Origin of the sequence: Pandoraea sp. CB10b_02, assembly GCF_002216225.1 — a bacterium.
GTDB classification, from domain to species: Bacteria; Pseudomonadota; Gammaproteobacteria; order Burkholderiales; family Burkholderiaceae; genus Pandoraea; species Pandoraea nosoerga.
The window spans coordinates 12,421-33,117 of the sequence record NZ_NJGW02000032.1 but is presented as its reverse complement, the minus strand read 5'-3'; the positions used below and the strand labels follow the sequence as shown (position 1 = coordinate 33,117).

16 protein-coding genes, 1 tRNA gene and 1 pseudogene are annotated in these 20,697 nt (G+C 65.9%); 15 read left to right on the top strand and 3 right to left on the bottom strand.

The annotated features are described in order from the left end of the window. Positions 1 to 225: 225 nt before the first annotated feature. The 14 genes from fdnG to CDN36_RS21335 all read left to right on the top strand — a co-directional run bounded on the left by fdnG (position 226) and on the right by CDN36_RS21335 (position 17,641). On the top strand, positions 226 to 3,294 hold the full coding sequence (gene fdnG, locus CDN36_RS21400; RefSeq protein ID WP_287497837.1) for a formate dehydrogenase-N subunit alpha: 3,069 nt from the start codon (positions 226 to 228) through the stop codon (positions 3,292 to 3,294). Between the two features lie 9 nt (positions 3,295 to 3,303). After that, positions 3,304 to 4,251, top strand: coding sequence for a formate dehydrogenase subunit beta (gene fdxH / locus CDN36_RS21395; protein ID WP_287497836.1), 948 nt, complete (start codon positions 3,304 to 3,306; stop codon positions 4,249 to 4,251). Between the two features lie 2 nt (positions 4,252 to 4,253). After that, complete coding sequence (locus CDN36_RS21390; RefSeq protein WP_150554881.1) at positions 4,254 to 4,901, top strand: formate dehydrogenase subunit gamma; 648 nt, start codon at positions 4,254 to 4,256, stop codon at positions 4,899 to 4,901. Positions 4,902 to 4,952: 51 nt separating this feature from the next. After that, entirely contained in the window at positions 4,953 to 6,047 is a 1,095-nt protein-coding gene (gene fdhE, locus CDN36_RS21385) for a formate dehydrogenase accessory protein FdhE (protein WP_287497839.1), read from the top strand. A 4-nt stretch (positions 6,048 to 6,051) separates the two neighbouring features. Further along, on the top strand, positions 6,052 to 7,482 hold the full coding sequence (gene selA / locus CDN36_RS21380) for an L-seryl-tRNA(Sec) selenium transferase (protein WP_287497835.1): 1,431 nt from the start codon (positions 6,052 to 6,054) through the stop codon (positions 7,480 to 7,482). Next, entirely contained in the window at positions 7,479 to 9,407 is a 1,929-nt protein-coding gene (gene selB / locus CDN36_RS21375; RefSeq protein WP_287497834.1) for a selenocysteine-specific translation elongation factor, read from the top strand. Before selA ends, selB begins: the two co-directional genes overlap by 4 nt. Positions 9,408 to 9,439: 32 nt before the next feature. Beyond that, positions 9,440 to 9,535: transfer RNA gene (locus CDN36_RS21370), tRNA-Sec, on the top strand. A 160-nt stretch (positions 9,536 to 9,695) separates the two neighbouring features. Further along, positions 9,696 to 10,343 carry a GTP cyclohydrolase II gene (gene ribA, locus CDN36_RS21365; RefSeq protein ID WP_150554884.1) on the top strand — a complete coding sequence of 216 codons (648 nt, stop codon included), beginning with the start codon at positions 9,696 to 9,698 and terminating at the stop codon, positions 10,341 to 10,343. A 580-nt stretch (positions 10,344 to 10,923) separates the two neighbouring features. Next, the gene (locus CDN36_RS21360; RefSeq protein ID WP_287497833.1) at positions 10,924 to 11,271 is read left to right on the top strand and encodes a hypothetical protein; all 348 of its coding nucleotides are present in this window, start codon (positions 10,924 to 10,926) and stop codon (positions 11,269 to 11,271) included. A 314-nt stretch (positions 11,272 to 11,585) separates the two neighbouring features. Continuing rightward, a complete protein-coding gene (mgtA, locus tag CDN36_RS21355) occupies positions 11,586 to 14,351 on the top strand; it encodes a magnesium-translocating P-type ATPase (RefSeq protein WP_287497832.1) in 2,766 nt (921 codons plus the stop codon). A 133-nt stretch (positions 14,352 to 14,484) separates the two neighbouring features. Then, entirely contained in the window at positions 14,485 to 15,225 is a 741-nt protein-coding gene (locus CDN36_RS21350; RefSeq protein WP_287497838.1) for a transporter, read from the top strand. 214 nt (positions 15,226 to 15,439) lie between these two features. Beyond that, complete coding sequence (locus tag CDN36_RS21345; protein ID WP_150554887.1) at positions 15,440 to 15,928, top strand: Rrf2 family transcriptional regulator; 489 nt, start codon at positions 15,440 to 15,442, stop codon at positions 15,926 to 15,928. 303 nt (positions 15,929 to 16,231) lie between these two features. Then, complete coding sequence (locus CDN36_RS21340) at positions 16,232 to 16,522, top strand: DUF4148 domain-containing protein (protein ID WP_150554888.1); 291 nt, start codon at positions 16,232 to 16,234, stop codon at positions 16,520 to 16,522. 228 nt (positions 16,523 to 16,750) lie between these two features. Continuing rightward, positions 16,751 to 17,641, top strand: coding sequence for an AraC family transcriptional regulator (locus CDN36_RS21335; protein WP_287497831.1), 891 nt, complete (start codon positions 16,751 to 16,753; stop codon positions 17,639 to 17,641). A gap of 310 nt (positions 17,642 to 17,951) precedes the next feature. On the opposite strand, the gene CDN36_RS21330 is transcribed toward CDN36_RS21335, so the two are convergent. Beyond that, entirely contained in the window at positions 17,952 to 18,113 is a 162-nt protein-coding gene (locus CDN36_RS21330) for a hypothetical protein (protein ID WP_287497830.1), read from the bottom strand. Between the two features lie 8 nt (positions 18,114 to 18,121). Here CDN36_RS21330 and CDN36_RS21325 point away from each other — a divergent pair. Beyond that, a pseudogene (locus CDN36_RS21325) lies at positions 18,122 to 18,388 on the top strand (XdhC family protein); the annotation flags it as partial. A 189-nt stretch (positions 18,389 to 18,577) separates the two neighbouring features. On the opposite strand, the gene CDN36_RS21320 reads toward CDN36_RS21325, so the two are convergent. Together CDN36_RS21320 and CDN36_RS21315 are read right to left on the bottom strand one after the other, a co-directional pair. After that, positions 18,578 to 19,987: an MFS transporter gene (locus CDN36_RS21320; RefSeq protein ID WP_287497829.1), complete on the bottom strand. Its 1,410-nt coding sequence runs from the start codon at positions 19,985 to 19,987 to the stop codon at positions 18,578 to 18,580. Positions 19,988 to 19,992: 5 nt separating this feature from the next. Continuing rightward, entirely contained in the window at positions 19,993 to 20,646 is a 654-nt protein-coding gene (locus tag CDN36_RS21315; protein ID WP_287497828.1) for a DsbA family oxidoreductase, read from the bottom strand. Positions 20,647 to 20,697 lie beyond the last annotated feature (51 nt).

The window sequence follows — 20,697 nt, the reverse complement described above, 5'->3', positions numbered from 1 at the left end:
CGCGCTTCGCGGCTCAGCGATCTCATGTCGGTTGCTTGCATGAATCCGAGTTGAGGGTGGTGCAGAAAATTTCAAGTGCGCAAGGGCCGGATCAATAGTTCCTATATGTTGCGGCGCAACGGAACTTTCGGCATGGCTTGTGCTAAGTCACGAAAAATCCGCCGTCTTTGCTCTATACTCAACAGACTCCCGCAAAGTTTCAAAAGAATTGAGGAGAAATCCCCCATGCTAAACATGTCGAGGCGCCAGTTCCTCAAGGTGAGCGGAGCCACGCTTGCCGGGTCGAGCCTGGCAATGCTCGGGTTCGCGCCCGAGGCGGCACTGGCGGAGGTGCGCCAGTTCAAGCTCGCGCGAGCGACCGAGACGCGCAACACCTGCCCGTATTGCTCCGTGGCGTGCGGCATTCTGATGTATAGCTACGGCGACGGCGCCAAGAACGCCAAGAAGAGCGTCTTTCACATCGAGGGCGATCCGGACCACCCGGTCAACCGCGGCACCCTTTGCCCCAAGGGCGCGAGCCTGATCGACTTCATCCACAGCCCGAACCGCCTCATGTATCCGGAGTACCGCAAGCCGGGCTCGGACAAGTGGGAGCGCATTTCGTGGGACGACGCGCTCGATCGCATCGCCAAGCTGATGAAGGAAGACCGCGACGCGAACTTCGTCGAGAAGACGGACGACGGCCTGACGGTCAACCGCTGGCTCACCACGGGCATGCTGGCCGCCTCGGCATCGAGCAACGAAGTCGGTTACATCACGCACAAGGTCATCCGCAGTACCGGGATGCTGGGATTCGACAACCAGGCGCGTGTCTGACACGGCCCGACGGTGGCAGGTCTTGCCCCGACGTTTGGCCGTGGTGCGATGACGAACCATTGGGTCGACATCAAGAACGCGGATCTGGTGCTCATCATGGGCGGCAACGCAGCCGAGGCGCACCCGTGCGGTTTCAAGTGGGTGACCGAGGCGAAGGCGCACAACAAGGCGCGCCTGATCGTCGTCGACCCGCGCTTCAACCGTTCGGCATCGGTCGCGGACTATTACGCCCCGATCCGCACCGGCACGGATATCGTCTTCCTCGGCGGGTTGATCAACTACCTGCTCACGAACGACAAGATTCAGCACGAATACGTCAAGAACTACACGGACTTCACGTTCCTGGTGAAGGACGAGTTCACGTTCGAGGACGGCATCTACTCGGGCTACAACGCCGAGAAGCGCACCTACGACAAGAGCTCCTGGGACTACCAGAAGGCCCCGGACGGTTATGTCCTGACCGATCCGACGCTGCAGCATCCGCGCACGGTGTACCAGCTGATGAAGCAGCACTATTCGCGCTACACGATCGAGATGGTCGAGCGCGTGTGCGGCACGCCGGCCGACAAGGTCGAGTACATCTACAAGCAGATTGCCGAGTGCGCCTCGCCCACGCGCAACATGACGATCATGTATGCGCTCGGCTGGACGCAGCACTCGATCGGCTCGCAGATGATCCGTACCGGCGCGATGGTGCAACTGCTGCTGGGCAACATCGGCGTGGCCGGCGGCGGCATGAACGCACTGCGCGGTCACTCGAACATCCAGGGCCTGACCGACCTGGGGCTGATGACCGATCTGCTGCCGGGCTACATGACCTTGCCCAAGCAGGCCGAGCAGACCGTCGAGCAGTACCTCGCGGCGCGCACGCAAAAGCCGCTGCGTCCGAACCAGCTCAGCTACTGGCAGAACTATCCGAAGTTCTACGTGAGCCTGATGAAGGCGTGGTGGGGCGATGCGGCCACCGCCGAGAACCACTGGGCCTACGACTATCTGCCCAAGCTCGACAAGCCGTATGACCTGCTGCAGGTGCTCGAGCTGATGAATCAGGGCAAGATGACCGGCTATATCGCCCAGGGCTTCAACCCGATCGCGGCGGCGCCGGCCAAGTTCAAGTGGGACCAGGCGCTCGCCAAGCTCAAGTTCCTCGTGATCATGGACCCGCTGGCCACGGAGACGTCGGAGTTCTGGCGCAACTTCGGCGAGCACAACAATGTGGATTCCAGCAAGATCCAGACGGAAGTGTTCCGCCTGCCGACGACCTGCTTCGCCGAGGAAGACGGCGCCCTGGTCAACTCGGGCCGCTGGCTGCAATGGCACTGGAAGGGCGCCGAGCCGCCGGGCGAGGCTCGCACGGACATCGAGATCATGACCGGGTTGTTCCTGCGTCTGCGCGAGATGTACAAGACGCAGGGCGGCAAGTTCCCCGATCCGATCGTCAATCTGTCGTGGCCCTATGCGCGCCCGGAGAGCCCGACGCCGGAAGAAATCGCCAAGGAATACAACGGCCGCGCGCTCAAGGACCTCGTCGATCCGAAGGACCCGACCAAGGTCACGCGCAAGGCCGGCGAGCAGTTGGCGGGTTTTGCGGAACTCAAGGACGATGGCAGCACGTCGTCGGGCTGCTGGATCTTCGCGGGCGCATGGACGCAGGCGGGCAACCAGATGGCGCGCCGCGACAACAGCGACCCGACCGGCATCGGCCAGACGCTGAACTGGGCGTGGGCGTGGCCGGCGAACCGGCGCATTCTGTACAACCGCGCCTCGTCCGACCCCGCGGGCAAGCCGTTCAACCCGAACCGCAAGCTGGTCTGGTGGAACGGCAAGACCTGGACCGGCGCCGACGTGCCCGACTTCAAGCTCGACGAAGATCCGGCCGGCGGCATGAACCCGTTCATCATGAACCCCGAGGGCGTGGCGCGCTTCTTCGCGAAGGGCGCCATGGCCGAAGGCCCGTTCCCGGAGCATTACGAGCCGTTCGAGACGCCGCTGGGCTACAACCCGCTGCATCCGAAGCAGCCCAAGGCCACGAGCAACCCGGGCGCCCGCGTGTTTCCGGACGACCTGGCCGCGATGGGCACGGTCGACAAGTTCCCTTACGTGGCCACGACCTACCGTCTGACCGAGCATTTCCACTACTGGACCAAGCACGCGTTGCTCAACTCGATCATCCAGCCCGAGCAGTTCGTCGAGATCGGCGAAGCGCTCGCGAAGGAGATCGGCATTGTGGCGGGCGACACGGTCAAGGTCTCGTCCAACCGCGGCTTCATCAAGGCCAAGGCGGTCGTGACCAAGCGCATTCGTGCGCTCAAGGTGGACGGCAAGACGATTCACCACGTGGGCATTCCGATCCACTGGGGCTTCAAGGGGCTGACCAAACCCGGATTCCTCGCGAACACGCTCACGCCCATCGTGGGCGACGGCAACTCGCAGACGCCCGAGTTCAAGTCATTCCTGGTGAAGGTCGAGAAGGCATAAGGGGGCGCCATGGCATTGCAATCACTGGATATCAAACGGCGCTCGGCTACCACGCTGCCGTCGTCCTCCGTGCGTGAAGCGCATACGGGCGACGTCGCCAAGCTCATCGATACGTCGAAGTGCATCGGCTGCAAGGCGTGCCAGACGGCGTGCATGGAATGGAACGATCTGCGCGACGAGGTCGGTACGACCGTCGGCGTGTACGACAACCCGGCCGATCTTACGGCGGACTCGTGGACGCTCATGCGCTTTACCGAGTACGAGAACCCGAAGGGCGACCTCGAGTGGCTCATCCGCAAGGACGGCTGCATGCATTGCGAGGACCCGGGCTGCCTGAAGGCGTGCCCGTCGCCGGGGGCCATCGTGCAGTATGCGAACGGCATCGTCGACTTCCACGAGGAAGCCTGCATCGGCTGCGGGTACTGCATCACCGGGTGCCCGTTCAACATTCCGCGCATTTCGCAGAAGGATCACAAGGCGTACAAGTGCACGCTGTGTTCGGACCGCGTGTCCGTCGGGCTGGAGCCGGCCTGCGTGAAGACGTGTCCGACCGGCGCGATCATGTTCGGCACGAAGGACGCCATGAAGGATCAGGCGGCCGAGCGCATCGAGGACCTGAAGTCGCGCGGCTTCGATAACGCGGGGCTGTACGACCCGGCCGGCGTGGGCGGCACGCACGTGATGTACGTACTGCACCATGCCGACAAGCCGTCGCTGTATCACGGCCTGCCGGACAATCCGCGCATCAGCCCGATGGTGACGTTCTGGAAGGGCATTGCCAAGCCGCTTGGCGTGGCCGCGATGGCGCTCACCGCGCTGGCCGGCTTCTTCCATTACATCAAGTCCGGTCCGAACGAGACGACCGAGGAAGACGAAGAGCAAGCCCGCCGCTACGACGCCTCCCGCAAGGGCGGCCCTGACGGCCAGAAAGGCGTTGTCACGCACGAGGAGGTCTGACCATGTCGCAGGAACACAGCGATCGCAAGCGTGTCGACGGCGATCTGATCGAGCGCTACAACGCGGCCGAGCGCATCAACCACTGGATCGTCGCGGGCACGTTCATTCTGCTCGCGCTCTCCGGTCTGGCGCTGTTCCACCCGTCGATGTTCTGGCTTACCAATCTCTTCGGCGGCGGGCCGTGGACGCGCATTCTGCATCCGTTCATCGGCCTGGTGATGTTCGTCGCGTTCATCTGGCTTGCGTTGCGGCTCGCCCGCTACAACAAGTTCGAGCCGCGCGACACCGAATGGATGAAGAAGATCGGCGACGTGCTCGGCAACCGTGAGGAAAATCTGCCGGAAGTCGGGCGCTACAACGCCGGACAGAAGCTGCTTTTCTACGTGATGGTGTTGTGCATGATCGGGCTGCTGCTCTCGGGCATCGTGATCTGGCGCGCGTACTTCGCGTTCTACTTCCCGATCTGGGTAATCCGTCTCGCCTCGGATGTGCACGCGGTGTGTGCATTCGTATTGATTTGCGGCATCATTACGCACATCTACGCGGCGATCTGGATCAAGGGCTCCGTGCGCGCCATGACGCGCGGAACCGTCACCCGCGGCTGGGCGTGGAAACACCACCGCGCCTGGTACAAGCAGCTCAACAAATAAGTCCGGCCCCGGCGGCCGGACACTCTGACGAGGCCGGCCACCTTGCAACGCATTCTCCAACCCGGACAGATCGAGTCCCTCGATCGCACTGCCATTCCCCGTCTGCGCATGCCGCAACGCGCCGAGGTCTTCTCGGCGCGGGCGGGGCGTTTGCGCCAGCTCGCCGACGGCCATCCGCTCGGCGACTATCTGCGCCTCATGGCCGCAGTGGCCGACGCCCAGCAGCGGTTGGTCGATACGCTGGATGCGCCGCGCCCCTCGCCCGAAGCCATTGCCCGGGCACAGCAACATTGCATGCCGCTCGTGCCGGCGACAGGCGGCTACGAAGCCGGCCGCTGGCAGCCGCTGCTCGCGCCGTTGCTCGACGCCGTGGCGGCCCAGTCGGGCGTTCCGGCCGGCGTGCGCGGCGTGCTCGACAGGATTCGCAACGCGGATCCCGCGGCGCTCGACGCGTCGGCGCAGTCGCTGCTCGCCGGCCACGGCAAGGGCGTGGACCCGGCCAGCGCGCCGTTCCTGATGGCGGCGCTGCAAGTGCTGTGGACGGGCGTGGCGAGCCGTTTCGACGCGGGCGAAGTACCGATGCTCGACGTCCCCAACGTGTGCCCGGTGTGCGGCACGCTGCCGGTGGCCAGCGTGGTGCGCATTGGCGGCCCACACGAGGGCTATCGCTATCTCGCGTGCGGTCTGTGCTCGACCGAGTGGCACATGGTGCGCGTGAAGTGCTCGCATTGCGAAGCGAGCGAGCATGTCGCCTATCACGTCGTCGACGCGGCCGGCGACACCGCGGCGCTCGACGCCAAGGCCGCTAAGGTCGCTAAGGCGCTTGATGTGGAATCCGGGCAACCGGCGTCATCCGGGCAATCGGCGCAATCAGCGCCGGCGGACGAAGGCGAAGCGCCCGCCGAGGGGCGCACTAAGCGCCATGGACTCGATGAGGCGGCCAGGCGCGTGGCGTCCTCGCCGATTCGCGCCGAATCGTGCGACGACTGCCATAGCTATCGCAAGATCTTCTACCAGGACAAGGACCCGTTCGTCGAGCCCGTTGCCGACGATCTCGCGAGCCTCGCCCTCGACGTGCTGATGGGGGAAGCGGGGTATGCCCGGGCCAACGGCAATCCGTTGCTCTGGCAAAGCGCCGAGGAGTAAGCGAATGGCCGAGCATGATCGTGAGCTGGCCAGGGCGTCGGATCTGCCGTCGCTGGACCGGCTGCTGGGCATGCCCGAGTTCCAGGCGCTGCTCGCCGAGTTTGGCCGCACACAAGTGACCGCCGCATTGCGCGGCGATCTCGACGATTGCCGCGCCGCTGCGCTGGCCGGCGCGCTGGCGCGTGAGGCGGTGACATCCGCGGCCTTCGCGGGGCGTGTTTCGCAATCGCTCGCGGCGCGCAACCGGAGCGCTCTGCGCCCGGTGTTCAACCTCACGGGAACGGTGCTCCACACGAATCTCGGCCGGGCGTTGCTGCCCGACTCGGCGCTCGAAGCCGTCATGCAGGCGCTCACGTCGCCGGCGAATCTGGAGTTCGATCTCGCCACGGGCGGGCGGGGCGACCGCGACGATCTCATCGCGCCCTTGCTGTGCGAGCTGACCGGCGGCGAGGCCGCGACCGTCGTGAACAACAATGCCGCAGCCGTGCTCCTGATGCTGGCGACGCTCGCGAAACGCCGCGAAGTCGTGGTCTCGCGCGGCGAGCTGGTGGAGATCGGCGGCGCGTTTCGCATTCCCGACATCATGACGCACGCGGGAGCGAAGCTCGTCGAAGTCGGCACGACCAATCGCACGCACGCGGCCGACTATCGCGATGCCATCGGCGAGAAGACGGCGCTGCTCATGAAGGTGCATTGCAGCAACTACGAAGTCACGGGCTTCACGAAAAGTGTGAGCGTGGCGGAGGTCGTGCAGATTGCGAAGCCGCACGGCGTGCCCGTAGCGGTCGACCTCGGCAGCGGCACGCTCGCGCCGCTCGAGCGCTGGGGACTCCCGCACGAGACGACCGTGCAAGAGACGATCGCCGCCGGGGCGGACCTCGTCACGTTCTCGGGCGACAAGCTGCTGGGCGGCCCGCAGGCGGGCATGATCGTGGGCCGCAAGGCGCTCATCGCCAAGATCAAGAAGCATCCGCTAAAGCGCGCGCTGCGCGTGGGCAAGCTCACGCTGGCCGCCCTGGAGCCGGTGCTGCGCCTTTACCGCGATCCCGAGCATTTGCCGGAGCGGCTCACCACGCTGCGCCTGCTCACGCGCTCGCGCGCCGAGATGGCCGCCCAGGCGGAGCGCCTTGCGCCGGTACTCGCGAAAGCGCTGGGCAAGGCTTATACCGTCGCCCCGGCGCCGATGGTCAGCCAGATCGGCAGCGGCGCGCTGCCCGTCGAGCAGTTGCCGAGCTACGGGCTGGCGATCGCACCGGCGGGCGGGGGCAAGCGCGGCGGCGGACGTGCGCTGGCGAAGCTCGAAGCGGCGCTGCGTGCGTTGCCGTATCCGGTCATCGGCCGCATCGCCGATCAGACGCTGTGGCTCGACCTGCGTTGCCTGGCGCCCGACAACGAAGCGCGTCTCGCGCTGCAATTTGCGGAGTTGCGGGCATGATCGTCGGTACGGCGGGGCACATCGATCACGGCAAGACGAGTCTCGTTCGTGCGCTGACCGGCGTCGACACGGACCGTCTCAAGGAAGAGAAGGCGCGCGGCATTTCGATCGAACTCGGCTATGCATACACGCCGTTGCCCGACGGCGAGGTGCTCGGCTTCATCGACGTGCCGGGGCACGAGAAATTGATTCACACGATGGCGGCCGGCGCGGTCGGCATCGACTATGCGTTGCTGGTGATCGCCGCCGACGACGGCATCATGCCGCAAACGCGCGAGCACCTGGCCATTCTCACGATGCTCGGCGTGCGGCGCGGCGTGGTGGCGCTCTCCAAGGCCGATCGCGTGGACGCGACTCGGCTCGCGCAGGTGGCGCGGGACATCGCGCAGTTCCTCGCGGGCACGCCGCTGGCGCAGGCAGCCATCGTGCCGGTGTCGGCGACGACGCTGGGGGACGCGGGCACTGCGGCGCTGCGCGAGCATCTGGTGCAGGCGGCGCTGGCGATGCAAGGCGAGGGGACGGCGGACCGTGCCGCTCACGCCGCGCGTCGTGAAGACGCCGTGTTTCGTCTTGCCGTCGATCGGGTTTTCACGTTGGCCGGTCACGGCACCGTGGTGACAGGCACGGCCTTTGCGGGCACGGTTCGCGTGGGCGATACGCTGACGGTGATGCCGCAGGGGCTGCCCGCTCGCGTGCGCAGCATTCATGCGCAGAACCGGCCGGTGGAGGCCGGGCGCGCGGGCGAGCGGTGCGCGTTGAACCTCGTGGGCGTGGAGCGTGATCAGCTCGGGCGCGGCGACTGGATCGTCGCGGCCGGACTATCGAAGCCCGCCAGGCATGTCGACGTCGAACTGCATTGGCTCGACGGCAATGCGCCGCTCTCGCAATGGTTTCCGCTGCACGTGCATCTGGGCACGACGCACGTGCAGGCCCGCACGGTGCTGCTCGACGGCGACACGCTCTCGCCAGGCGGCAAGATGCGCGTGCAACTGGTGTTCGACACACCGGTCTGCACGATGCCGGGCGATCGCTTCATCGTGCGCAATCCGCAGGCGACGGCGACCGTTGGCGGCGGGCGTGTGCTCGATCCGGCGGCGCCGGAGCGCAAGCGGCGCTCGCCGGCGCGGCTGGCGTGGCTCGATGCCATGGCAGCGTTTCTCGACGACGGCGGGCTCGATGCCTTGCTGGCGCAGTCGGCGTTTGGCCTGACGAGCGCGCAGGTGGTGGCAATTACCGGCTTGCCGCCCGGGCAATGGCGGTGGCCGTCGAGTGCCGTGGTGCTTGCCGGCGCCGAGAGCCAGTCACTCGCGTTCGCGCCGCCGGCGTGGCAAACGTTGCGTGCGCGCGTGCTCGAGGCGCTGCGCAACTACCACGCGCGCGTGCCGGACGAGCCGGGCTTGGACGTGGCTCGCTTGGGGCGAATGACGTGGCCGACGTTGGAGGCGTCGCGCTGGCGCGTGATCGTGCAGACGCTCTTGACCGACGGCGCGCTGGCGCGAACGGGCGCATGGCTGCACCTGCCGTCGCACCGCGTCGAGATGACGGACGAGGAGACGGTACTGGCGCAGGCGCTCTTGCCGCGGGTGGCGCAGGGGCGCTTCGATCCGCCGTGGGTGCGCGACATGGGGCGCGAGCTGAACGTGCATGAAGACCGGGTGCGCTCGGTGCTGCGCAAGCTGGCGCGCCAGGGACGCGTTCATCAGATCGTGAAGGACCTGTTCTACGACGACGCGTGTGTGCGAGCGCTCGCCGACCTGATCGTGCAGGCCGACGGCAAGGTGGAGGCGGGGGCGTTTCGCGATGCCACCGGGCTCGGGCGCAAGCGCGCCATTCAGATTCTGGAGTTCTTCGATCGTGCGGGCTATACTCGCCGCGTTGGCGATCTGCACGTTCAGCGCCCCGGTGTCGTGTGGGGCGTCGTGTAGGCCTCGAAAGTATCGTTCATGCTTCATCCCAGGGAAGGCATCCGTATCCGGTGATGCGGCCGGGCTTCAAACCCGGTTGGGGGCGTCAGCCGCTCCCAGGTCGGTTCGACTCCGGCTGCCCTCCGCCACCGCGCTTTTGCGCAATACGCGCACGCGCCGCTGGCCGCATGCAACAGTGTGTTGCATGGCGCGGCCGGCCGAAAAACCGAAATGGCGGTACACTCCTAGCGCACGCTACCGCTGCCCGGTGGCTCGCCATTCCCAATTTCGGCCCGTTTGAACGTCATCATGAAGTCCCCTGGTACTGCCTCCGCCACGACCGCGCGCGACGCCGGCGAGTGTGTCGAGCTCGTCGCATCGGCGACGCTGCCGACCCGCTACGGCACCTTCACCTCTCACGCGTTTCGCGTCAAAGGCAGCGATAACGAACATCTGGCACTGGTGATGGGCGACGTCGCCGGCGACACGCCCACGCTCGTGCGTCTGCATTCGGAGTGCCTGACGGGGGACGTCTTCGGCTCTTACCGCTGCGATTGCGGCGAACAGCTCGACGCCGGCATGCGCAAGATCGCCGAGGCCGGGCGCGGCGTGATGCTGTATCTGCGCGGTCACGAAGGGCGCGGCATCGGCCTGAGCAACAAGATCCGGGCGTATCTGCTCCAGGAGCAGGGGCGGGACACCGTCGAGGCGAACCTCGATCTGGGCCTGCCCGACGACGCCCGCGAATACGACTCCGCCGCCGCCATCCTGCGCATTCTCGGCGTAAGCTCGGTGCGCCTCATGAGCAACAATCCGAAGAAGTTCGACACCCTTGCCAAGCACGGCATCCCGGTGTGCGAGCGCGTCGCGCTCGATATCCCGATGCGCGAGGAAAACGAACGCTACATCCGCACCAAGCAGCGCAAGTTCGGCCACTACTTCGAAGAGAACGAGTGAGCGCCGCGGCGACGCCGTGAAATGTCCCGTCGGCGCCATATCGGTTTTGGGAGATGGCCGATATCGCATTGCGCTTTGCCTTCGCCGCACCCGTCCCGCCAATCCCACTGAGTCCCGCTAAATCTCGCTGAATCTCACGCCGGGCCTCGCAATGGGCCTCGCAACGGGCCTGTGCGGGCGGCGAGGGCGATGCGCAAACCATGGCACCGCACTGGTTGCGGCGCAGCAATTTCCGCTTGACGCTTCAAATTCGGCTCAGTTACCATCCGCCCTGTCTTCGTTCGAGGGGTTTGTCCGTGAATACCGATGCCAGTTGTAGTCGACCGTTGATCGACTGATTGCCTGAGGATCCACAGCCATTCCCTGTGCCGCGTCCTCAAGCAGGATGCGGTGTCTTGCGCCACCCGAACGCTCGCCCGAGCGTAATCTTCCCGGCGTCATTCCCGCAGAAATTTCCACCGCCGTGCCCGTAACGGGCGCTGTCGTTGCGCGTGCGTTTTCCCGCATGCCACGACGCGCAGGTGCGCGCCGGCCGTCCATCCCTCCGCGGTTGGGCGATTCGCTGCCATGCGAGGAAACCATGCGTGCTTTTCAAACGTTCCAGGCTTTCCAGAGCCACCCGACGCGCACCACGCCGGTGTCGCGTCTGACCATCGTCTGTCTGGCCGAGGCGCTCGGCGCCTTGCGCAAGCAGATGTTCATCGATCTCACCGCACTCGGCCTGCGCGCCACGCACGTGAGCATTACGCACTGGAGCGATCGCAACGTGGCCTCGGCCACGGTCACGCTCGACTGCCCGCAGGCCTCGCGCGCCTCGCTCACGTCTCTCGTCATGCGTCTGTCGGGCGAGCGCAGTGTGCGCCGCGTGTTCTGGTCCGACGATGGCCAGTGCAGCGCGCGCGCAGCCGCCACGGCCGCGCACGCCTGAGCGGCGCGACACCGGCGCCGAGCGCTAGCCGGGGCAGGGCGCTTGCCGTTGCCGAACGAGCGTAACCGAATACCACAAGGAGCCGATATGGACGACGACAGTAGCCGAATGTGGCCCGCCGGAATCGTGCGCGCGACGCACGACTCTCCGGCGGGCAATCCAATGCCAATCCTTTGCCGTTCCGTTTTCACCGACCGCGCGCCGCGCGGCGCGGCTGGGTGCGTTCGCGCTTATTTCCGGAGAGACGATTTTCGGTAGCGCCTGACGACGCCGGCCGGCCGCCATGCCAGCATAAGCCGCGCCAGGAAATCGTCATGACCAAGAACCTTCGTTCGCGCCACAAGCAACGTGGCTTCGTCGAACACTCGACACAGGCAGACCGCCCGCTCTCGGGCCCGGACGCCGTCACCCGGCTGGCCGCCCAGCCGCTGCACGACGTCTTCCACACACTGGGCACCGATCTGCGTGGCCTCCCGCTCGCCGAAGTCGGCCAGCGGCAGACTCGCTACGGCCCCAACGAAATCACCCACGACAGGCCACCGCACTGGATCGTGCAGCTCTTCGGCGCTTTCCGCAATCCGTTCGTGATGGTGCTGCTCGTGCTGGCCGTCATCAGTTTTTTCACCGACGTCTATTTCGCCGCGCCCGACGATCACGACTACAAGGGCATCATCATCCTGCTCACGATGGTGACGATCAGCGGACTGCTGCGCTTCTTCTCCGAGTTTCGTTCGCTGCGTGCGGCCGAGAAGCTCAAGGCGATGGTGCGCACGACCGCGAGTGTGCGCCGCCGCGTGACCGTATCGGGCAAGCCGGAGCGTCACGAAGTCGCCATGCGCGAGCTGGTCGTGGGCGACATCGTGACGCTGCAGGCCGGCGACATGATCCCGGCCGACCTGCGTTTGATCGAGTCGCGCGACCTCTTCATCAGCCAGGCCGTGCTGACCGGCGAGGCGCTGCCTGTCGAGAAGTACGACACGCTGGGCGCCGTCGCACAGAAGTCCGCCGAAATCTCGGCCGCGAGCGCCGGCAAGGCAGGCAACGCCAGCCTGCTCGATCTCTCGAACATCTGCTTCATGGGCACGAACGTGGTGAGCGGCACGGCCACGGGCGTGGTCGTCGCGACTGCCGGCGACACCTACTTCGGCGCACTGGCCAGGAACGTGGTCAGCCACAAGCGCGTGGAGACGAGCTTCGATCGCGGCGTGAACAGCGTGAGCTGGCTGCTCATCCGCTTCATGCTCGTGATGGTGCCGGTCGTGTTCATGATCAACGGCCTGACCAAGGGCGACTGGCTGAGCGCGCTGACCTTCGCGCTGGCCGTGGCCGTGGGTCTCACGCCGGAGATGCTGCCGATGATCGTGAGCGCCAACCTCGCGCGTGGGGCACTGGCGATGTCGCGCCGCAAGGTGGTGGTCAAGCGGCTGAACTCCGTACAGAACTTCGGCGCGATGGACGTGCTGTGCACCGACAAGACGGGCACGCTCACGCAGGACCGCATCATTCTGGAGCAGCATCTCGACGTGACGGGCGACGAGCACGAAGACGTGTTGCGTCTGGGCTGGCTCAACAGCTATCACCAGAGCGGTCAGCTCAATCTGATCGACGTGGCCATCATCCGCCGCGCCAACGAGATCGGTGAGTCGGTGCAGCCGCGCACGTTCGCGAAGATCGACGAACTGCCGTTCGACTTCGAGCGTCGCCGTCTGTCGGTCGTGGTCGCCAACGAGCGCGGTGAGCACCTGATGGTCACCAAGGGCGCCGTCGAGGAAATGCTCTCGGTGTCGACGCACGTGAGAACGCCCCAGGGCGTGCGCGTGCTCGACGACACGGCGCGCGCCATGCTGCTCGCGCGCGCCGAGGCATACAACGAAGACGGCTTTCGCGTGCTTGTCGTGGCCACGCGCGACATTCCGGCTGGCCAGACCAAGGCGCAATACCAGACGTCCGACGAAGCCGGGCTCACCGTGTGCGGCTTTCTCACCTTCCTCGATCCCCCGAAGGACTCGGCCGCACCGGCCATCGCCGCGCTGCGCGATCACGGCGTGAGCGTGAAGGTGCTCACCGGCGACAACCCTATCGTCACGATGAAGGTTTGCCGTCAGGTCGGACTGGAGCCGGGCACGCCGCTTCTCGGCAGCGACATCGAGCCGATGAGCGACGAGGCGCTGCGCGAGGCGGTCGGACGCACGACCGTCTTCGCCAAGCTCGCACCGCTGCACAAGGCACGCGTGGTCAAGGCGCTGCAGGCCAACGGCCACACCGTGGGCTTTCTGGGCGACGGCATCAACGACGCCCCCGCGCTGCGCGACGCCGACGTGGGCATCTCGGTGGACACCGGCGCCGACATCGCCAAGGAAACCGCCGACATCATCCTGCTCGAGAAGAGCCTGATGGTGCTGGAAGCAGGCGTGATCAAGGGCCGCGAGACGTTCGGGAACATCCTCAAGTACCTGAACATGACGGCCAGCTCGAACTTCGGCAACGTGTTCTCGGTCCTGGTGGCGAGCGCGTTCCTGCCCTGGGAGCCGATGCTCGCCATGCAGTTGCTCATCCAGAACCTCGTGTACGACATCTCGCAGATGTTCCTGCCGTGGGACCGCATGGATCCGGAGTTCCTGAAGAAACCGCGCAAGTGGGATGCGGGCAACATCCGCCGCTTCATGCTGTGGCTGGGCCCCACCTCGTCGGTGTTCGACATCACGACCTATGCGCTGATGTGGATGGTCTTCGGCGCCGGCGCGCTGTATCACGCCCATGGCGGCGATGCCGGTCAGGTGATCATGAACTCCGGCTGGTTCATCGAGGGACTGGTCTCGCAGACGCTGGTCGTGCATCTGCTGCGCACGCAGAAGATCCCGTTCCTGCAGAGCACGCCGGCGTTGCCGATCATGCTCTCGACCACGGTGGCAATCGCCATCGCGTGCTGGCTGCCGTATTCGCCGTTCGCAAGCGCGCTGGGTTTCGTCAGCCTGCCGTACTCGTACTTCTACTGGCTGGTGGCGACCATGTTCGGCTACATCGCGCTCGCACAGACCGTGAAGACGATCTACATCCGCCGCTTCGGCCGCTGGTTCTGAGTCGTCGCCGACTCCCGCCTCTCGAAGAAGCCATCCATGACGCCCTGCCTTCCCGGGGGGCGTCCCACTCACACGCGACCCGGGGGCAAATCACGCCCCGGGTTGCACAAGTCAAGACAGAGAACGACTCATGATGAAAGCAATGACCCGTCTGGCCTGCCTCGCGCTGTTCTGTCCGCTCAGCGCCTTCGCCGCCCATCCGCTGGTGACCGACGACACCGGCACGCAAGGCAACGGCCGCTGGCAATTCGAATCGAACGGCGAAGTCACGTCGAAGCAGCCCGACACCGGGCGTCAGACGTTGTGGAACAGCACGCTCACGCGCGGCGTGGGCGAGACGCTGGATCTGTACGTGAACGCGCCGTACACCAATGTCCAGACCCGCTCCGATTCGGCCGGCAGCGGCTTCGGCGACGTGGAGGCCGGCGCGAAATGGCGCGTCTACGACGACGGCGCGTTGAGCATCGGTCTCAAGCCGTATCTCACGTTCCCGACCGGCAACGACCAGCGGGGCCTCGGCAGCGGCCGCGTCAATGGCGGCGCCACGATCCTCACCCAGTACGTGCTCGACGACTGGACCTTTCTTTTCAACGCGGGCGCGGCCTATCAGCCGAATCGCCAGGGGCAGCGTCAATCGTTGTGGAAGGTGTCGGGCGCGGTGCTCTACCGGGTGCTGCCCTCGACGCAACTGATCGTCGACGTCGGCACGCAGCAGAATCCCGATTTCTCGCAACGCACCCATCCGGCGTTCATGATCGTCGGAGCCATCTACAGCCCGAAGCCTTGGCTGGACCTGGACGCTGGCTACCGGCGCGGCCTCAATCCACAGACGTATGACAATTCCTGGATGGGGGGTGTGACGGTGCGCTGGTGAGCGGCGTTCACCATAGCCCAGCCTCGCGCCGGGCGACGAGGCCGACCGGCTCCGACTCTCCCAACCGCCTGCGTTCGCGCTCCCGGCCGCGCTCGCCGGCGCCGCCCGGCGATAAGATGCCTGCGCGGGCCATGTTAAACTGCCTCACATCCTTATGCTGAGCGGCGCACCGGTATGCCGCCCGCCCGTTCCCCGCCGATGTCTGGGCCGTGACATGCGACTCACCGACCACACTGATTACAGCCTGCGCACCTTGATCTACGTTGCGGTACATCCCGACGAGCTGGTGCACGTGCAGGCGGTGGCCGACGCCTTCGACATTCCCAAGAATCACCTTGTCAAGATCGTGCAGAAGCTCGGTCAGCTAGGTTTCCTGCATACCGTGCGCGGCCGTTCGGGCGGCATTCGCCTGGGGCGGCCGCCCGAGCGCATCGGGCTGGGCGAAGTGGTGCGGGCGATGGAGCCCGACTTTGCCATGGTCGAGTGCTTTCATCAGGGCGAGAACGCCTGCGTCATCACCTCGGCGTGCAACCTGCGCGGCGTGCTCGGCGAGGCGCTGCGCGCCTACTTCGACGTACTCGATCGATACACGCTGGCCGATCTGGTCGACAGACCCGGTGTGTTACGCCGCCTGCTCGGCGACGCTGCGGCGGCCATCCCGATCACCGACATCAAGGTCAAGCGGCGCACGGCCACGACCTGATCGGGTGGCTTTCCATCGACTCCGGCGTGGGCGCGCCGGCGTTGCCATCTTCTCAGCCAATTTCCCCTCCCGCAACGGGTGGCATCGGCGTTCTCTATCGTGCCGATAGGGTAGGCCAATGGAGACGGCGACTTCTGGACGATCGGTTGCATCTTGCAGACGCGCTGCCGCGAAATTCGAGCGGACCTTTCGTAATCTTCAATCATGCCAAGCGGCGCCGAACCCAACGCCAGGAACCGGCGCCCGACGGAATGACACCCGGCATTCGCTAAGCGCGAAACGCCGACGGAAAGGAGAATCATCATGAACGCTCGTCTTTTTGCCGCTGCCCTCATTGCTACCGCCACGCTCGCCTGCGCGCCGGCGTTTGCCCAAACGCAGGTGGCCGATGCCGGCCAACCCTCTGCCTCGCAGGGGCTCACGCGCGCGCAGGTGCGCGAGGAACTGCGCCAGGCCCGCGCGTCCGGCCGGCTCGACCAGTCGCTCGACACCTATCCCTCGCTACTGCAGCAGCGCACGTCGGTAGGCCGCTCGCGTGCGGATGTCCGCTCGGAGATCGGTACGGCGGTGGATGCGAACGATGGCCGCGCATAAGGCAGCCGCAAGGGCTGCATAAGAGGTGCGCAGGCGCACATGAGGGACGCATGAGGGATACATGAGGGATACATGAGGGATACATGAGGGATACATGAGGGATACATGAGGGATACATGAGGGATACATGAGGGATACATGAGGGGTGCCGCAGGGCGGAGCCGGTCGCAGCAAAGCCTGGATAAATCCTCCATAATTGGCGCACCGGGTTAACGTCATGAGTGCGTCATGGATCGGCTCTCCACCCTGATTTCGAATTTCGGCGTTCGCGCCGGCGTATTCCACAGCGGCGGCCTGTGCGGCCTTGTGAGCTATGGTGTCGACGCCCACGACGGCGGGCATCTGCATTTGCTGCGTGCCGGCGAAGTCGAACTGGTTCTCGAAGACGGCTCGCGGCAGGACATCGTCGAGCCGTCGCTCATCTTCTTTCCTCGCCGCAACCGTCACCAACTGCTGGCCGGCGAAGGCGAGCGCGCCGAGCTCGTGTGCGGGTCGCTGTCGTTCGACGGCGGCCACAACAATCCGCTCGTGGCCGCGCTGCCCGAGTATCTCGTGCTTCCGACCCAATCGGTCTCCACGCTGGAGCTCACGCTGAACTGGCTGTTCACCGAGGCGTTCGGCGCCCAGTGCGGACGTCTCGCGGTGATGGACCGGCTGTTCGAGCTGCTGGTCATCCAACTGCTGCGCCATGTGCTGGAGCAGCGTATCGTGAGCCACGGCATGCTCGCCGGGCTCGCTGATCCGCGTCTTGCACGTGCGCTGCACGTCATCCATAACCAGCCGGGCGAGCCCTGGACCGTCGAATCGCTGGCGAGCACCGCCAACATGTCACGCGCCAACTTCGCGGCGCAGTTCCGCGAAATCGTGGGGCAGTCGCCTGCGGATTATCTGCTCGACTGGCGTATCGGGCTCGCGCAGAAGCGCTTGCGCGACGGTCAGCCGATCGCACGCGTGGCCGAGGAAGTGGGCTATGACAGTGCGTCGGCGCTGGCGCGGGCGTTCCGGCGCAAGACCGGCGCCAGTCCACGCGACTGGCTGCGTGCGCAGATGCACGCCGTCACGAGGCTGCCGCCACCGCGCGTGATGCACGTGCCCGCACTGCCTGCGCAGGCGGCGTAATCGCAGGACGAACGCGCCGCCATCGGTGTCGTTGTCGGCATCGTCATCCCTTGCGCCGTCATGACGTAACGGTGTCCAGAGGTCGAGCTCCCGCCCTGACCGTGAAGCCATTCTCGTGACGGAACAGGGCCTTCAATCCGCCACCCGGCTCTTCCAAGCCCTGGATGCCCCAGCGGCTGCCTTGCCATGTGTCGCTCTGGAACTGCACGAGCATCGCTTTGTGCGTAACGACCCTTTCAGACCGACATGGCTTGCCTCATCGCCAAGGCCAGCCTAGACGTGCGAATGTTGAACGTCCGAAGCGGCAATATCACTGGCTGGGCGCCGCTTTCATTCCGAAATAGCGCTTCAGTAAAAAACTCAATACGTCGAACTCGGCGCCCAGCACCATTCCCAGCAACGCCGCGCACAGGAAAACAATGTCGCCCGTGACGCCGAAGGCATACATCACACAGGCCAAGGTAGCGCCCATCACGAGTCCGAACGGCAGTCATCGCGTTGACCCACGACCCAAAGCTGGATGACCTGGCGCTAATGGAAGCACTCCGGAGCCCCGCGTTTTACGTCGCAGCGCTTGGTTCACGGCGGAACAATGCTGCGCGGCGCGAACGCCTGCGAGAGTTTGACCTGTCGGCAGAGCAAATACAGCGACTTCGAGGGCCCGCGGGCATTGACACCGGTAGCAAAACGCCCCCGGAGATCGCGGTGTCGATTTTGGCGGAGCTCATCGCCGCAAAAAACGGCGTGTTACCCGTGTCCCGGTTCGATGTTCGTCTGAATGGCATTCCGACGGCGAGCGCGCCACGAAATACCGGCGTTGTCGAGCGCTGCCAGTCGTGAACTGCCCCAACGCGACTGGCCGCCACGTTTTCCCAAAGGCGCCCGGCAAAGCCCCGCACCCGGCGGCGCTTTGCATCCCACTGACGCCGGACGGGATCAATGCGCGCGCTTGCCCATCAACCGCATTGCGCTCGCAATACACCCCGCCGCGGAAAACACGGCTCCCCACGCCAGTGCCCAGGTCGAGCCGTGCGTGCCCGCCAGACCGAGCGCCAGGGCGACCAGCGCGGCGCCCGTCGCCTGGCCGAGCAGTCGCGAGGTGCCCACCATGCCGCTCGCGCCACCGCTGCGCTCGGGCGGCGCGCTGTGCATGAACGCCTTCAGGTTCGGCGACTGGAAGAAGCCGAAGCCCAGACCGCACAACGCCATGCGCCAGCCGATATCCCACAGCTGTGCGTGCTCGGGCATGATGGCCAGCAAGGCCATGCCCGCACTGAGCATGGCCAGACCGATGGCGCCGAGTGCCCCGGGTGGGTAGCGATCGGAGAGACGTCCCGCCACCGGCGCGATCGCCGCCACGAAGAACGGCCATGGCGTCATCAGGAAGCCGGTCTCGATCGGGCTGCGATGCAGCACGTTCTCGAAATAGAACGGCAGCGACACCAAACCGAGGCCCTGCGTCGCAAACGCACAGATGGCCGTCACGGTCGAGAGCGCGAAGGCCGGCAGGCGCAGCAGGTCGACCGGCAGCATCGGCGCGCGATGCCCGCGCTCGCGCCGGATCAGCGCCCAGCCGAACACGAGCGCGCCCACGAAGCATGCGAGCGTGAGATGCCAGTCGGCTTGCTGTGCGCTCTGGCTCAGTGCGAAGATCAGCAGCGCAAACGTCCCCACGTTGAGCAGGGCCGCCACCATGTCGGGCCGGTGCTCGCTGCGCGGCGTGTCGGGCAGATTGCGTCGCGAGAACGCCAGCGCCAGCAGCCCCGTCGGCACGTTGATCAGGAACAGCCACGGCCAACTCGCGAACGCCAGCACGAGCGATGCGATCGTCGGCCCCACCGCGAACGAGATGCCGACGATGAGCGCGTTCAGGCCCACGCCGCGTCCGAGCTGGTGCGCCGGATAGAGAAAGCGGATGAGCGCGATGTTTACGCTCATCACGGCGGCCGCGCCCACGCCTTGCAGCAGGCGCGCCGTTGCCAAAAAGCCGAGCGTCGGCGAGAGCGCGCACAGCAGCGACGCCACGAGGAACACCGCCACGCCCGCCATGAACACCCGCTTGTGGCCGACGCGCTCGCCGAGCGAGGCGAACGGCAGCAGCGTTGCCACCATGGCGAGCTGGTACGCGTTGACGATCCACACCGACGCCGACGGCGTGGTCTTCAGATCGAGCGCCATTTGTGGCAGCGCCGTATTGGCGATGGCCGTGTCGAGACTGGCGAGGGAGACGGCAAGCAGAATCGCCGTCATGGCCAGGCCGCGGCCGGTGGCCGGCGGCTCGTGGGGCTGCACCGACAGCGGCGCGCCGGCCGCCGTTGCGTCGGCGGTTGGAAGATGCGACGACATGGCGATCAGCCCTCGGCCAGAATTTGGCGGATGGCCTGCTCGAAGACTTCCGGCGGTTGGCCGCCGCTCACGAGATGACGATTGTTGAAAATGATGGCGGGCACCGAACGGATGCCGAGATTCTGGTAGTGGCGCTCCAGCGCTCGCACCTGCTCGGCGTACTCGTGCGAGGCCAGGATCTCGCGCGCACGGGCCGCGTCCAGCCCGGCTCGTTGCACGGCCTCGACCAGCACTTCCGGATCGCTGGTGCGCTTGCCTTCGACGAAATAGGCGCGCAACAGCGCTTCCTTGAGTGCGAGCTGCTTGTCGTTGCCGATCGTCTGGGCCCAGTGCAGCAGGCGATGCGCGTCGAACGTGTTGTAGGTGTGCGTGCGCAGATCGAGGCGCATCGGGAAGCCTTCGGCGGCCGCGCGGGCGCTGATGTTCGCGCGGTTCTGCGCCATCTGCTCCGGCGAGAGGCCGTACTTGCGCGCCATGTAGTCGGCGAGCGGCACGCCGTCGACGGGCATGTCGGGATTGAGTTCGAACGGACTGAAACTCAGGTCGGCGTCGACCTCGTCGCCCAGGCGCCCGAGCGCGGTCTTCAGTGAGGCAAGGCCGATCGCGCACCACGGGCAGGCGACGTCGGAGACAAAATCAATCTTGAGCTTGGCGGGCATGGTCGGACGGCGCCGTTGCGGCGCGGACAATGAAAAACGCGCCGCCCTGAC